Annotated in this window: 12 protein-coding genes; 10 read left to right on the forward strand and 2 right to left on the reverse strand. The window is 66.4% G+C overall.

Features of this window, described 5'->3' with window-relative positions; all coding sequences use genetic code 11:
• The first annotated feature begins 113 nt into the window (after positions 1–113).
• Both PV768_RS05000 and gabT read left to right on the forward strand, forming a co-directional pair.
• Positions 114–1544 (forward strand): gamma-aminobutyraldehyde dehydrogenase, encoded by a 1431-nt coding sequence (locus PV768_RS05000; protein WP_421092432.1) that lies wholly within the window; start codon positions 114–116, stop codon positions 1542–1544.
• A gap of 52 nt (positions 1545–1596) precedes the next feature.
• Complete coding sequence (gene gabT, locus PV768_RS05005; protein ID WP_157241536.1) at positions 1597–2967, forward strand: 4-aminobutyrate--2-oxoglutarate transaminase; 1371 nt, start codon at positions 1597–1599, stop codon at positions 2965–2967.
• Between the two features lie 93 nt (positions 2968–3060).
• On the opposite strand, the gene PV768_RS05010 is transcribed toward gabT, so the two are convergent.
• On the reverse strand, positions 3061–4314 hold the full coding sequence (locus PV768_RS05010) for an NAD(P)/FAD-dependent oxidoreductase (RefSeq protein ID WP_157241537.1): 1254 nt from the start codon (positions 4312–4314) through the stop codon (positions 3061–3063).
• A gap of 40 nt (positions 4315–4354) precedes the next feature.
• On the reverse strand, positions 4355–5395 hold the full coding sequence (rarD, locus tag PV768_RS05015; protein ID WP_157241538.1) for an EamA family transporter RarD: 1041 nt from the start codon (positions 5393–5395) through the stop codon (positions 4355–4357).
• Between the two features lie 104 nt (positions 5396–5499).
• Here rarD and PV768_RS05020 point away from each other — a divergent pair, with 104 nt between their 5' ends.
• The 8 genes from PV768_RS05020 (at position 5500) to PV768_RS05055 (ending at position 15092) form a co-directional block, all read left to right on the forward strand.
• The gene (locus PV768_RS05020; RefSeq protein ID WP_321214147.1) at positions 5500–6498 is read left to right on the forward strand and encodes a DNA topoisomerase IB; all 999 of its coding nucleotides are present in this window, start codon (positions 5500–5502) and stop codon (positions 6496–6498) included.
• A 74-nt stretch (positions 6499–6572) separates the two neighbouring features.
• Complete coding sequence (locus PV768_RS05025) at positions 6573–8003, forward strand: FAD-dependent oxidoreductase (RefSeq protein WP_321214146.1); 1431 nt, start codon at positions 6573–6575, stop codon at positions 8001–8003.
• Between the two features lie 205 nt (positions 8004–8208).
• A complete protein-coding gene (locus tag PV768_RS05030) occupies positions 8209–9555 on the forward strand; it encodes a GAF domain-containing protein (protein WP_421092433.1) in 1347 nt (448 codons plus the stop codon).
• A 125-nt stretch (positions 9556–9680) separates the two neighbouring features.
• The gene (locus tag PV768_RS05035; protein WP_421092434.1) at positions 9681–11204 is read left to right on the forward strand and encodes an aldehyde dehydrogenase family protein; all 1524 of its coding nucleotides are present in this window, start codon (positions 9681–9683) and stop codon (positions 11202–11204) included.
• A 56-nt stretch (positions 11205–11260) separates the two neighbouring features.
• The gene (gene adhP / locus PV768_RS05040; RefSeq protein WP_197432478.1) at positions 11261–12283 is read left to right on the forward strand and encodes an alcohol dehydrogenase AdhP; all 1023 of its coding nucleotides are present in this window, start codon (positions 11261–11263) and stop codon (positions 12281–12283) included.
• Complete coding sequence (locus PV768_RS05045; RefSeq protein WP_157241545.1) at positions 12283–12690, forward strand: DUF779 domain-containing protein; 408 nt, start codon at positions 12283–12285, stop codon at positions 12688–12690. The genes adhP and PV768_RS05045 overlap by 1 nt, the downstream gene beginning before the upstream one ends.
• A 176-nt stretch (positions 12691–12866) precedes the next feature.
• Positions 12867–14414, forward strand: coding sequence for an amino acid permease (locus PV768_RS05050; protein WP_323056956.1), 1548 nt, complete (start codon positions 12867–12869; stop codon positions 14412–14414).
• A gap of 72 nt (positions 14415–14486) precedes the next feature.
• On the forward strand, positions 14487–15092 hold the full coding sequence (locus tag PV768_RS05055; RefSeq protein ID WP_421092435.1) for a TetR/AcrR family transcriptional regulator: 606 nt from the start codon (positions 14487–14489) through the stop codon (positions 15090–15092).
• Positions 15093–15182: the final 90 nt, after the last annotated feature.

Consider the following 15182-nt stretch of genomic DNA (forward strand, 5'->3'; position numbering starts at 1 on the left):
TGCAGGTGGCTATTCACTGCACAGGGGCGCTGGCATAGGCTCAAGGCAGTTCCATCCATCCGCCCCGAACTCCGCCCGGGCGCGGGTGGCTCCTACGAAAGAGGTTGCACACCGTGGTCCAAACCTTGCAGAACTTCATCAACGGGAAGTTCGTCACCCCTGCCGGCACCACCCTGCTGGACATCGTGAACCCGGCCAACGGGGAGGTCGTGGCGCACTCGCCCGTCTCGGTGCAGGCCGATGTGGACGCCGCCATGACCGCAGCCAAGGACGCCTTCAGGACCTGGAAGCACGTCACCCCGGGGCAGCGCCAGCTGATGCTCCTCAAGCTCGCCGACGCCGTCGAGGCCAACAGTGACGAACTCGTGGAGGCCCAGCACCGCAACACGGGCCAGGTCCGCTCCCTGATCGCCTCCGAGGAAGTGGCGGCCGGCGCCGACCAGCTCCGTTTCTTTGCCGGCGCAGCCCGCATCCTTGAAGGCAAGTCCGCCGGCGAATACTTCGAGGGGCACACCTCCTACGTCCGCCGCGAACCCATCGGCGTCGTGGCACAGGTTGCACCCTGGAACTATCCCTTCCTGATGGCCATCTGGAAGATCGGCCCGGCGCTCGCCGCCGGCAACACCGTGGTCCTCAAGCCCTCGGACACCACCCCGGAATCCACGCTGGTCCTGGCCCGCCTCGCAGGGGACATCCTGCCCGCCGGCGTCCTGAACGTGGTGCTGGGCACGGGCGAGACCGGTGCCCTGATGGTGGACCACAAGGTTCCCGGCCTGGTGTCCATCACCGGCTCCGTCCGTGCCGGCATCGCTGTGGCGTCCGGTGCGGCCAAGGGCCTCAAGCGTGCCCACCTGGAGCTTGGCGGCAAGGCGCCGGCCATCGTCTTCAAGGACGCCGATATCAAGAAGAGTGCCGCGGCCATCGCCGAGTTCGCGTTCTTCAACGCCGGCCAGGACTGCACCGCGATCACGCGCGTGCTGGTGGAAGACTCGGTGCACGACGACGTCGTCGCCGCTATGGTGGAGCACACCAAAACCCTCCGCACCGGCTCGCAGAACGATGAGGACAACTACTTCGGCCCGCTGAACAACGTCAACCACTTCAACGCCGTCAGCTCGGTGGTGGAGAACCTGCCTGCCAACTGCCGGATCGAAATTGGCGGCCACCGGGCGGGGGAGAAGGGCTACTTCTTCGAACCCACCATCGTCACCGGCGCCAGGCAAAGCGATGACATCGTCCAGAAGGAAACCTTTGGGCCCGTCATCACCGTGCAGAAGTTCAGCACCGAGGAAGAAGCTGTGGAACTGGCGAATGACGTGGACTATGCCCTCGCCTCCAGCGTGTGGACCACCGACCACGGCACGGCCATGCGCCTGAGCCGCGACCTGGACTTCGGCGCCGTCTGGATCAACACCCACATCCTCCTCACCGCCGAAATGCCCCACGGCGGCTTCAAGCAGTCCGGCTACGGCAAGGACCTCTCCATGTACGGCGTTGAGGACTACACGCGCATCAAGCACGTCATGAGTGCACTCGACGCATAACCCCGCCGCCAAACCTCCGCATCAAACCCCAGGCTTTCCAGAAAGGCTCCCCATGACCACCACCGCATCAGACATCACCTTCCGCCTGGAGCAGAAGCGCCGGGTCCAGGCCGACTTCCCCGGGCCCAAGTCGGTGGCACTGGCCGAGCGCCGCAAGGCAGTAGTTGCCGCCGGCGTCGCCTCCGCCGTTCCCGTCTACGTTGCAGACGCCGACGGCGGGATCATCCACGACGTCGACGGCAACTCCTTCATCGACCTCGGCTCAGGCATCGCGGTGACCAGCGTGGGCGCGTCCGATCCCGCCGTCGTCGGTGCCGTCAAGGAAGCCGTGGAGCACTTCACGCACACCTGCTTCATGGTCACCCCGTACGAGGGGTACGTGGCACTGGCCGAGCAGCTCAACCGCCTCACGCCCGGCGACCACGAGAAGCGCACGGTCCTCTTCAATTCAGGCGCTGAGGCGGTGGAGAACGCCGTCAAGGTGGCCCGCCTCGCCACCGGACGCGACGCCGTCGTGGCCTTCGACCACGCCTACCACGGCCGCACCAACCTGACCATGGCGCTCACCGCGAAGGCCATGCCGTACAAGACCAACTTCGGCCCCTTCGCGCCCGAGGTGTACCGCATGCCCATGAGCTACCCGTACCGCGAGGAAAACCCGGAGATCACCGGTGCCGAGGCCGCCAAGCGCGCCATCACCATGATCGAGAAGCAGATCGGCGGGGACCAGGTTGCCGCGATCATCATCGAACCCATCCAAGGCGAAGGCGGGTTCATTGTCCCCGCCGAGGGCTTCCTCCCCGCGCTGGCCGCCTGGGCCAAGGACAAGGGCATCGTGTTCATCGCCGACGAGGTCCAGTCCGGCTTCTGCCGCACCGGTGAATGGTTCGCCGTCAACCACGAGGGTGTTGTCCCGGACATCCTGACCCTGGCCAAGGGGATCGCCGGCGGCATGCCGCTCTCCGCCATCACCGGCCGGGCAGACCTGCTCGACGCCGTGCACCCCGGGGGCCTGGGCGGCACCTACGGCGGCAACCCGGTGGCATGCGCAGCCGCGCTGGCATCCATCGGCTCCATGGAGGAGTACGACCTGAACGGCCGGGCCCGCCACATTGAAGCCCTGGCCACTACCCGCCTCCGCGCGCTGCAGGCCGAGCTTGCCGGTGCCGGAACAGCCGTTATCGGCGATGTCCGCGGGCGCGGCGCCATGCTCGCCGTCGAACTGGTCCAGGCTGGCTCCAAGGAACCGAACCCGGAACTGACCAAGGCCGTGGCGGCCGCGTGCCTGAAGGAAGGTGTCATCATCCTCACCTGCGGCACCTACGGAAACGTGATCCGCCTGCTGCCGCCGCTGGTCATCACCGACGAACTGCTGACCGACGGCCTGGACGTCCTGGCCGCCGCCATCAAAGCCAACGCGTAGCAGTCCACAGAGTTAGCGTCCCCTCGCAACGGCGCGAACACAACCCGAGGCCCCGGAACTACTGTTCCGGGGCCTCGGGGGATTAAGGCGCCGCTACCTCTGGGCTTTGTCCGGTTCTCCGATGACCACCTGCGCGGGACTGTGCAGCACGTAGCCGTTGAGCCAGGAAAACAGGGCGCGGACTTTCTGCTGGAATCCGGACAGCAGGGCAAGGTGCACCAGGAGCCAGGACAGAAAAGCCAGCGGACCCTGGAGCTGGACGCGCCGGCGCCCCAGTTCAGCCACCGCCGCGCCCCGTCCGATCATCGCCATGTATCCCTTGTCCACGTAGCGGAAAGGCTGCCGGGTTCCGCCGTTGAGGTCGGCAAGGATGTTGCGCGCGGCCCACTTCCCGGCCTGCTGGGCCACCGAACCGAGCTGCGGCAGTTTCGCTCCGGTCGAATCGGTGATGTTGGCGGCGTCGCCGATGACATACACGCCTTCCGCACCAGGGGCCGTCAGGTCCGCCTGGACGTCGATCCGGCCGCCCTTTCCCTGCGGCAGCCCCGAGCCGGCGATGAGGTCACCGCCCTTCAGCCCGCCGGCCCAGACAACGATCCCGCCCGGGATGACCGTCCCGTCAGCCAGCGTCACGCCGTCGGCCCTGACTTCGGTGACGCCCACCCCCATATGCATCTGGACACCTATCTTCGCCAGGCGTTGCCGGGTGTATTCCTGGGACCTGGAAGAAAACATGGCGAGCACGCTCGGCACCATGTCCACCAGGTGCACGCGGCACCGGGCCGCCAGTTCCGGGGAGAAGAACTTTGCCACAACGAACTTGATGTTTTCCGCCAGGGCGCCGGCAGTCTCCACCCCTGTGGGACCGCCGCCCACCACCACCATGTCCACTTCGGTTCCAGGCTCGCGGTCGGCCCGGTCCAGCAGCCGGGTCACGCTGGTTCCAAGCCTGGTGGCGTCGGTCACGGAGTACAGCGGGAAGGCATGCTCCTCCGCCCCGGGCGTATTGAAGAAGTTGGGCACGGCGCCCACGGCGATCACCAAAACCTGGGCGCGGAACGTGTCACCCTCGTCGGTGGTGACGGTGCGGTTTCCAACATCAACCGAGGCAACTTCCGCGGTCAGGACCCGCACGTTGCGAATCCGCCGGAACATGGACCGGATGGGGCGGGCAATGGCGGACACGCCGATCTGCGAGGTGGCCACCTGGTACAGCAGCGGCTGGAACTGGTGGTAGTTGTTCGAATCGATAAGCAGGACGCGGACGCCCTTGCGGCCAAGTTCCCTGGCTGCAGCGGTGCCGGCGAATCCGGCCCCGATCACGATGACCTGATATGAGTCCTCCATCCGAGCAACCTACTCCACCGGGGTTCCCGGCAACAGGGGGCTAGGGGGATTTGAGGGCCGCCCGGTTCCGTCTCCGGGCCACGGACGCCTTGCGGGCCGTGCGCAGCATGTCCACGGTCAGGACCAGCAGCGCCACCCACACCACGCCGAAGCCGATCCAGCGGTCCAGGGTCATCGCTTCCCTGAACACCACCAGCGCCAGGATGAACTGCAGGACTGGCGCGAAGTACTGCAGCAGCCCGATGGTTGTCAGGGGAAGGCGGCGGGCCGAGGCTCCAAAGAACAGCAGCGGTACCGCCGTGATCACGCCGGAGGCCAGCAGGAGCCAGAAATGGCCCGGTCCCTGTGTGGTGAGCGTGGCTGTTCCGGCGGCTGCCAGGTAGACCATCGTGGCCGCCGCGAACGGGGCCAGCACCATGCTCTCCACGCTGAGGCTGGTGACGGCGTCCACCCTGGACCCCACCCGCTTCTTGACGAAACCGTAGAGGCCGAAGCTGAAGGCCAGGGTCAGTGCGATCCACGGCAGCTTGCCGTAGGAGTAGGTGAGGACGCCCACCGCCACAAAACCGATGCCGACGGCGGTCCACTGCAGCGGACGCAGCCTCTCCTTCAGGACGAACACGCCCAGCAGGACAGACACCAGCGGGTTGATGAAGTAGCCAAGGGAGGCCTCAACGGCCTGCCCGGTGGTCACCCCGTAGGTGTACGTCAGCCAGTTGACGGCGATCAGGAGGGCGGCCAGGGCCAGCGAACCAAACACGGCCCGGTCCCGCAGGGCCTGCGCCAGCGCGGACCAGGAACGGGTGGCCATGATGAGGAGGGCGCAGAACAGCAGGGACCACACCACCCGGTTGGCCACGATTTCGACGGCGCCCGCCGGCATGAGGACAAAGAAGTACAGCGGCAGCAGCCCCCACAGCCCGTAAGCCCCGATGCCAAAGAGGATTCCCGCCGTCGTCTCCTTATCTACGGCCCTGGGACCGGCGGCTTTGGGGCCGGCTGCCCGGGAAGGACGGGGCGCAGCGGCGGGAGCCGGGGCACTGGCGGGGGAGGATCCATCGGGAGTGGGCACGGAACCCATAACACCACCCCGGGGGCAGGTATTCCAGCAGGCAGGGCACGCAACCGGCAAATAATCAGTAGGCTTGCTTTTATGATCTTCGCCAAGCGGCCGGACACGGCCCCATGAGGCTCCGGCGCAGCAACGCTTCGGGCCGAGGCTACCGCCGTGTTGCTGCCGGTAAAGGCTTCAGCTACCGGGACCTGGACGGCTCCACCTTGCCGCCCGGTCCGGTTCGGGACCGGCTGGAAAGCATCGGCATTCCGCCGGCGTGGACAGATGTATGGATTGCCCCGTTCGAGAACGGGCACATCCAGGCAACCGGTGTGGATGCGGTGGGCCGGCGCCAGTACATCTACCACCCGGAATGGCGGGAACGGAAGGACCGGGTGAAATTCGACCGTTCCCTGCAACTGGCGGAGTCGCTGCCGTCGGCCCGCCGCAGGGTCACCATGGACCTGCGCAGTGAGGGCTTTTCGCGTGACCGGGTCCTCGCCGGGGCCTTCCGGATGCTGGACAGCGGATCGCTGCGGGTGGGGTCTGAGCGGTACACGAACGAGAACGGCAGCCACGGGCTCGCCACCCTGCTCTGCGCCCACGTGACGGTGCGCAAGGACCGTATCCTGCTGAAGTTTCCCGCCAAGAGCGGCAAGGACTGGGAGTCGGAATTCCGCGACGCAGACCTCGCCGTCCTGCTGCGGCTGCTCAAGCGGCGCGGCCCCAATGCCCGGCTCCTGGCGTACAAGGAGGGACGGCAGTGGAAGCCGGTCACCAGTGCCGACATCAACGCCTACGTGAAGGAGCGGACCGGATCCGACTTCACGGCCAAGGACTTCCGGACCCTGCGGGGCTCGGTTGCGGCTGCGGGCAGCCTGGCCCGCACAGGCGCCCGGCGGACGGCGGCCAAACGCAAGAGGGCCATCGCCCGGGCCATGATGGAAGCGTCGGAGGTGCTGGGGAACACGCCGTCGATCGCCCGCAAGAGCTACGTCGATCCCCGCATAGTGGATCACTACCACGAGGGCGAAACCATCGATCCCAAACGGCCCGACTCCGCCGAAGCCGAGCTCAGGGCCCTGCTGTACCGCGAAGGTGACGTGGTTCCGCTGGCGAAGAGCGGCTGAGGCCTAGAATAAGGGACTGTGCGCTACCTGTCCGGCGCATTCTCGTCAAGACAGCCAGTTCAGAAGGGCTTCCGGTGTCCAACCACAGCGAATCCGCCTCCTCCCGTCCCCTCCGCGTCGCCATTGTGGGCGCGGGGCCGGCCGGTGTCTACGCTGCGGACATCCTCACGAAGTCCAGCGGGGTCAAGGACGGCGATTTCGCGGTCAGCATCGACCTGTTCGAGGCCTACCCGGCGCCGTACGGCCTGATCCGGTACGGCGTGGCGCCGGACCATCCCCGGATCAAGGGCATTGTCAATGCGCTGCACAAGGTCCTGGACCGCGGCGACATCCGGTTCCTGGGAAACGTAACGTACGGCCGGGACCTCACCCTGCACGACTTCCGGGCCTTCTATGATGCGGTGATCTTTTCCACCGGCGCGGTCAAGGACGCTGACCTGGACATCCCCGGCATCGAGCTGCAGGGCTCCTTCGGCGGCGCTGACTTTGTGTCCTGGTACGACGGCCACCCGGACGTCCCCCGCGAGTGGCCCCTGGAGGCGAAGGAAATCGCGGTGATCGGGAACGGCAACGTGGCACTGGATGTGGCCCGCATGCTGGTCAAGCATCCTGAGGAGCTGTTGAGCACCGAGATTCCGGACAACGTTTACCAGGGGCTGAAGGCTTCGCCGGTCACGGACGTGCACGTCTTCGGCCGCCGGGGCCCGGCCCAGGTGAAGTTCACGCCGCTGGAACTGCGGGAACTGAGCCACATGAACGACGTGGACATTGTGCTCTACCCCGAGGACTTCGAGTTCGACGAAGCCTCCGATGACGCCATCCGCAGCAACAACCAGATCAAGACCATGGTGAACACGCTCACCAACTGGCTGGTGGAGGAGCACACCGAGTCCGAGAATCCGTCCTCCAGGCGGCTCCACCTGCACTTCCTGCACAGCCCCGTAGAGGTGCTCGACGACGGCACGGGCAAGGTGGGCGGGATCAAGTTCGAGCGCATGCAGCTCGACGGGACCGGGAATGCCAAGGGCACGGGGGAGTACATCGAGTACCCGGTCCAGGCCGTTTACCGGGCCATCGGCTACCACGGCTCCGCCCTGGACGAACTCGAGTACGACGCCAAGCGGGGCGTCATCCCCAACGAAGGCGGCCGGGTCCTGGACGCTGAAGGCAACCCCGTCCCCGGCATCTACGCCACCGGCTGGATCAAGCGCGGGCCGGTAGGCCTGATCGGCCACACCAAGGGCGACGCCCTGGAAACCATCGGTTTCCTCCTTGAGGACCGGCTGACCCTGCCCCCGGCCAAGAACCCTGACCCCCAGGCGATTATCGACCTGCTGGAAGAGCGCGGCATCGAATACACCACATGGGAGGGCTGGAACAGGCTCGACGCCCACGAAGCAGGCCTCGGTGCTGCCTGGACCGGGCCCGAAGGCCTGGACCACGTGGTCCGCGAACGCATCAAGGTGGTGCCGCGCGAGGAGATGATCCGCATCTCCCGCGGCTAACGGTTCCCGCCCCCCAACCTTGCGGCTGACGCGTCCCTGTTTGCGTAACTTTTGCAGGCAGCTGGTCCCCGCAACCGCGCCGTTCCGGGGACTCCCGCCTGCCACAGGGGCCAAAAGCAACGCATTTGCGGCCGCCGTTCAGCCGGCTGAGGGTTACAATTGCCGGGCTGGCAGAACGAATGCCGCGCACCATCATGGGAGTTCGATGACGAACCTGATCCAGCCGGCCGAGCCGCACCAGCGAGCCGCCCTCGCCGGGCATGAGTTCCTGGACGGTGCCGCTGCCGGCACCCCGGAAATACCAGGCCTGCGCAAGCTCATCAAAGAGTCCTGGCAGCGTTCGGCCAGTTTCAAGGCAAACCCGGACAGCCCGGCAGCCCCGCTCGCCATGGACCGGGACGTGCTGGAGGACTACCGCAGCCAGCACCCCCTGGCCGCCATCATGCCTGTCATTAACAAGCTCCTGGTCCAGCCCAGCCACGACAGCGGCCTGCTGGTGGCAGTGGGTGACGAGGTGGGCCGGCTCCTGTGGGTGGACGGGGACCCCGTATTGCAGCGCCGCGCCGAGGGCATGATGTTCGTCCCGGGTGCCGACTGGTCCGAGGCAACGGTGGGAACAAGTGCCCCCGGAACCGCCCTGGCCCTGGGCCGGGGAATCCAGATCGCCGGGGCCGAGCACTACCAGCGCACCGTCCACCCCTGGAGCTGCACCGCTGTTCCTTTCCACGATCCGGATTCCGGCGCCGTCCTGGGCGTGGTGGACATCACCGGTACGGCCACGGCGGTGGCACCCCACACGTTGTCGCTCGTCGAGGCGACCGTGGCCGCCGCGCAGGCGCAGCTGCGGGTTGAACGGCTGCAGCTGGCGGCGTCGCTGGCCAGCAGGCCTGCACGACGGCGGAGCCAGGGCAGCGCTTCCCGGTCACCGGTGCCGGGGGCGAAGGAGGGCAGCCTGTACCGCAACAGCCTCCAGCTGCTGGGCCGCGACCAGGCCCTGCTCAGCATCGAGGGCAAAACCGTGGTGCTGTCCGCCCGGCACAGCGAAATCCTCGCCCTGCTGGGCTCGCACCCGGACGGACTGAGCGCCGAGGAACTCAGCGTCCTCCTGTACCCGGGCGACGGGTCCACCATGACGCTGCGCGCCGAAATGGTCCGGCTGCGCAAGGTCCTGCAGCAGCTCAATCCGGCCGCCGTTCCCGGCTCGCGGCCGTACCGGCTGCCCCTGGACCTGGTGCCGGACAGCGGCCAGGTCCTTAACTGCCTGCAGCGCGGCGCCCACCGGATCGCGCTGGAGATCTACCGCGGGGCCGTGCTGCCCAAGTCCGAGGCCCCCGGCATCATCGACCTCCGGGACAGGGTCTCGTCCCTGATGCGGGAAGCCGTCCTCACGGACGGCAGCGCCGAAACGCTGCTCAAGTACGCTGAGCTGCCCGAGGCGAGGGACGACGTCGGGGTCCGGCGTGCCGCCCTGAAACTGCTGCCTGCCCGCTCGCCCAAGCGTGCCGCCGTCGTCGCCGACCTCGAGCGGCTGGAAGCCGAACTGCGCGCCTGACAATGAGCCCCTGTGATGTGGGCCACAGGGTTGCAACCTGACTGCAACCTTTGCCCTCCTACGCTGAGTGCAACGGCGGAGGCCATGACCCGGCCTCCGCCCCATGCACAGCAAAGGAGCTAGCAATGACTGTTTACGCCCAGCCCGGTACCGAGGGTTCGAAGGTCACTTTCAAGGACCGCTACGAGAACTGGATCGGCGGCGAATGGGTGGCCCCGGTGAAGGGCCAGTACTTCGAAAACGTCACCCCCGTCACGGGCAAGGTCTTCTGCGAGGTGGCCCGCGGCACGGCGGAGGATATTGAACTGGCGCTCGACGCCGCGCACAAGGTTGCGCCGTCCTGGGGCAAGACCTCCGTGGCCGAGCGCGCCGCGATCCTGAACAAGATCGCTGACCGGATCGACGAGAACCTGGAAATGCTGGCCGTCGCCGAGTCCTGGGACAACGGCAAGCCCGTCCGCGAAACCCTTAACGCCGACATGCCCCTGGCCGCGGACCACTTCCGCTACTTCGCTTCCGCCGTCCGCGCCCAGGAGGGCCGGCTGTCCCAGCTCGACGAGGACACCACCGCCTACCACTACCACGAGCCGCTCGGCGTCGTCGGCCAGATCATCCCGTGGAACTTCCCCATCCTGATGGCCGTCTGGAAGCTCGCGCCCGCCCTCGCCGCCGGCAACGCCGTGGTGCTCAAGCCCGCCGAGCAGACGCCGTCGTCCATCCTGGTCCTGATGGAGCTCATCGGCGACCTGCTCCCCGCCGGCGTCCTGAACGTGGTCAACGGCTTCGGCGTCGAGGCCGGAAAGCCGCTCGCGTCCAGCCCCCGGATACGCAAGATCGCCTTCACGGGCGAGACCACCACCGGCAGGCTGATTAGCCAGTACGCCAGCCAGAACCTGATTCCGGTCACCCTGGAGCTCGGCGGCAAGAGCCCGAACATCTTCTTCAACGACGTCGCCCAGGAGAACGACGCGTTCTACGACAAGGCACAGGAGGGCTTCGCGCTGTTCGCCTTCAACCAGGGCGAGGTGTGCACCTGCCCGTCCCGCGCCCTCGTCCAGGAAGACATCTACGAGTCCTTCATGGCCGACGCCGTTGCCCGGGTGGAAAAGATGGTCCAGGGCAACCCGCTGGACACCGAAACCCAGGTCGGGGCGCAGGCCTCCAACGACCAGCTCGAGAAGATCCTGTCCTACATCGACATCGGCAAGCAGGAAGGCGCCACGGTCCTGACCGGCGGCGCCCGCGCCGAGCTGCCCGGCGACCTTGCCGGCGGTTTCTACGTCCAGCCCACGGTCTTCGAGGGCCACAACAAGATGCGGATCTTCCAGGAGGAGATCTTCGGCCCGGTGGTCGCCGTGACGAAGTTCAGCGACTACAACGACGCCATGGGCATCGCCAACGACACCCTCTACGGCCTCGGCGCCGGCGTCTGGTCCCGCAACGGCAACGTGGCATACCGGGCGGGCCGGGAAATCCAGGCCGGCCGTGTCTGGGTGAACAACTACCACGCCTACCCGGCGGGCGCCGCGTTCGGCGGCTACAAGTCCTCAGGCATCGGGCGCGAGAACCACGCCATGATGCTGGACCACTACCAGCAGACCAAGAACCTGCTGGTCAGCTACAACGAAAACAAGCTCGGCTTCTTCTAGAAGTAGCCGCTGCACCCCAGTTCCAACCCCGCTACAACGACGCAAGGATTTCGCCAATGACGACGAGAATGCAAGCAGCAGTAGTAACCGAATTCGGCAAGGACCTCCAGGTCCAGGACCTCGAGATTCCCGCCCCCGGCCCGGGACAGGCACTGGTCAAGGTCCTGACCACCGGCGTCTGCCACACCGACCTCCACGCGGCGGAAGGTGACTGGCCAGTCAAGCCCTCACCGCCCTTCATCCCCGGCCACGAGGGCGTGGGGGAAGTGGTGGCCCTCGGCGAGGGCGTCACCGACCTGGCCGTCGGTGACCTGGTGGGCAATGCCTGGCTCTGGTCCGCCTGCGGCGACTGCCAGTACTGCCGCACCGGCTGGGAAACACTCTGCGAAGTGCAGAAGAACGCCGGCTACAGTGTTGACGGCTCGTTCGGCGAGTACATGCTGGTGGACTCGCGCTTCGCCGCCCGCATACCGGCGGGATCCGACCCCGTCGAGGTGGCGCCGGTGCTCTGCGCCGGCGTCACCGTCTACAAGGGCCTGAAAATGACCGAAGCAAGGCCGGGGCAGTGGGTCACCATTTCCGGCATCGGCGGCCTTGGTCACATCGCCGTCCAGTATGCCGTCGCCATGGGCCTCCGGGTGGCTGCCGTGGATATTGCCGACGACAAACTCGCCCTGGCGAAGGCGCACGGCGCCGAACTGACGGTCAACGCCCTGCATGAGGACCCGGTGGAAGTCATCCAGCGCGAAACCGGAGGATGCCATGGAGTACTGGTCACCGCGGTGCATCCCTCGGCCTTCGGGCAGGCGATCGGCATGGCACGCCGTGGCGGGACGATCGTGTTCAACGGCCTGCCGCCCGGCGACTTTCCCGCACCGATCTTCGAGATTGTGCTCAAGGGCCTGACAGTCCGCGGTTCAATCGTGGGCACCCGACAGGACCTGGAGGAGGCGCTGGACTTCTACGCCCAGGGCAAGATCCACCCCACGGTGTCCGTCCGGGAACTCTCGGAGGTCAACGCCGTCCTGGATGAAATGAAGCACGCCAAGATCGACGGCCGCGTAGTCCTGAGGTTCTGATGCCGCTGGACAGGCTTGAGGCCGGGGTGACGCTGCCCGGGGAGGACTTCTCCCGGGTGGCGCTCACCCCGGCGGCCGTGCAGCTGCTGCGGAAACTGTGGCTCCAGCACGGTCCGCTCATGTTCCACCAGTCCGGCGGCTGCTGTGACGGGTCCTCGCCCATGTGCTATCCGGCGGGCGACTTCATCACCGCGGAAGCAGACGTCCTGCTTGGCCTCTTCGACCTCTCCGAGGGACTGGAACCGCAGCCGCTGGAATTCTGGATGTCGCGGGAGCAGTTCAGCTACTGGAGCCACACGCACCTGACGGTGGACGTGGTGCCGGGCAGGGGGAGCGGCTTTTCGGTCGAGGCGCCGGAGGGAAAAAGGTTCCTGATCCGGTCCGCCCTGATGGACTGGCCCGCCTAGGCCGGTTCGACCAACTACCACTTGGGACCCTTCATCTGAAGGGTCCCAAGTGCTTTGCCGGAATAAAGTTCGGCAGAGTAACCGTCTCACCATTCGGGACAATTGGGCCCGTCCAGTGGATGGACACTACCGTTAATAGGTCTGTTTCCATCCGAAACCAGGATTGTGATCCCCCAATGAACCTTCTCCGGACCAAATCCATCGAGCAGTCGATCGCCGACGCCGATGAGCCCGGGCGCAAGCTGAAGCGCTCCCTCAGTACCTGGGACCTGATGATCATGGGCGTCGCGGTTGCTGTCGGCGCCGGCATCTTCTCCGTTGGCGCCAAGGCTGCGGCCAACTTCTCCGGTCCCGCCGTGACCCTGTCCTTCGCCATCGCCGCCGTAACCTGCGCGCTGGCCATCATGTGCTACGCCGAGTTCGCCACCGCCATCCCCGTGGCCGGTTCCGCGTACGTCTTCACCTACGCCACCATGGGCGAACTCCTGGCCTGGATCATCGGCTGGAACCTGATCCTGGAGCTTTTCACCGCCGCGGCCGTGATCGCCAAGTACTGGGGCATCTACCTCAGCAAGGTATTCGCCCTCATGGGCGCCGATATTCCGCCGGCGATCTCCCTGGGCGGGATTGACCTCTACTGGGGTGCCTTCCTGATCGTCGCCGTCTTCACCGTGCTGCTGGTCCTGGGCACCAAGCTCTCCGCCCGCGTAGGCAACATCTTCACCCTGATCAAGATCGGCGTCGTCCTCTTTGTCATCGTGGTGGGCTTCACTTACGTGAAGATCGAAAACTACGCCCCGTTCATCCCGGCCGCCCAGCCGACCGGCGGCGCCGGTGGCGCCGACGTCCTGAAGCAGTCGTTCTTCGGCTTCCTCACCGGAGCCGCCCCCGCCCAGTACGGCACCCTTGGCATCTTCGCCGGCGCCGCTCTGGTCTTCTTTGCCTTCATCGGCTTTGACGTGGTGGCCACCTCGGCGGAAGAAGTAAAGAACCCGCAGAAGACGCTGCCGCGCGGCATCTTCGGCGGCCTGGCCCTGGTAACCCTGCTCTACATCCTGGTGTCCCTGGCACTCACGGGCATGGTGTCCTACACGCAGCTGGCCGAGGCCGAGAACCCCACCCTCACCACGGCCTTCGAAGCAGTGGGGGACACCTCGGCGGCCAAGATCATTGCCTTCGGCTCCCTGGTGGGCCTGACCACCGTGATCATGGTGCTCCTCATGGGCCTGTCCCGCGTGGTGCTGGCCATGAGCCGCGACGGGCTACTTCCCCGTGCACTGTCCAAGACCAGCCAGAAGCGTTCGACGCCGGTACGCCTCCAGATCATCTGCGGGGCCGCCGTCGCCCTGGTCGCCGGGCTGACCAACGTGGACCTGCTGGAAGAAATGATCAACATCGGGACGCTGTCCGCCTTCGTGGTGGTAAGCCTGGGCATCCTGGTGCTCCGCAAGAAGCGCCCGGACCTGAAGCCGGCCTTCCGCGTACCGTTCGGCAAGGTCCTGCCCGTCGTGTCCGCCGTGCTGTGCTTCTACCTGATGACCAACCTCGCGGTGGAGACCTGGATCTTCTTTGCGGTCTGGCTGGTCATCGGCATGGCGATCTACTTCTCCTACGGCCAGCGCCACTCCCGCCTCAACGAGCGCTTCGGCGACGCGAGCGCGGCCGTCAACGGACCGGCTGCTGACAAAGTGCGCGACGGCGAGGACGAGCTCACCCGCGCCTGACACCCCGTGCGAATGCCCGCCCTGGCCTGGCCAGGGCGGGCATTCGCATGTCCGGCTTCTAGGATGGATCACATGGCCCGTCCCACACGATCCGAACGCAAGGCAGAACTCCTGGCCGCGATCCTGGATTACCTGATGGACAAAACGCTTGCCGAGCTCACCTTCCGGAGCCTCGCTGAGGGCCTGGGGATGAGCGCGTATGTGCTGGTGTACCACTTTGGAAGCCGGGACCAGCTGATCAACGACATTGTGGTTTCCATCGAGTCCCGGCTGGACCGGATGCGCAACACCGATGTGAACGACATCGACCGTGCCGCCTGGCGGGACTTCCTGCTCGACTCCTGGCAGTGGACCATGGCCCAGCGGAACCGGCACCTGACGCGCCTGGAATTCGAAGCGACGGCGCAGGACATCGTGGCCGCCGAACCGAGGGGAACGTCGCAGGAGCACTTCCGGATGCTCCACCATAAAACCCGCGACTGGCTCATGGTGCAGGGAATTCCGGAGGAGTTTGCCGACACCGACGCGCGGCTCTTCACGTCCACCTTCTACGGGCTGCAGTTCGACTTCGTGGTCATGAATGAGCCGGAAGCGGCCACCAAGGCCTTCGAGCTGATGCTGGCGGTCTTCTTCAACAACCTGGAAACGCGCCTGGCGCCCGGTGGAGGGCAGGGCTGAGCCGTCCTCGGCGCCGCAGGCCGGGCGTTGGCAGGAACTGCGGAAATCCAGGCCTGGCCACTGGAAACTGTCCCTTACGGTGCCGTCTCA

Origin of the sequence: Pseudarthrobacter sp. CC4, from assembly GCF_048957775.1 — a bacterium.
Taxonomy (GTDB): domain Bacteria; phylum Actinomycetota; class Actinomycetes; order Actinomycetales; family Micrococcaceae; genus Arthrobacter.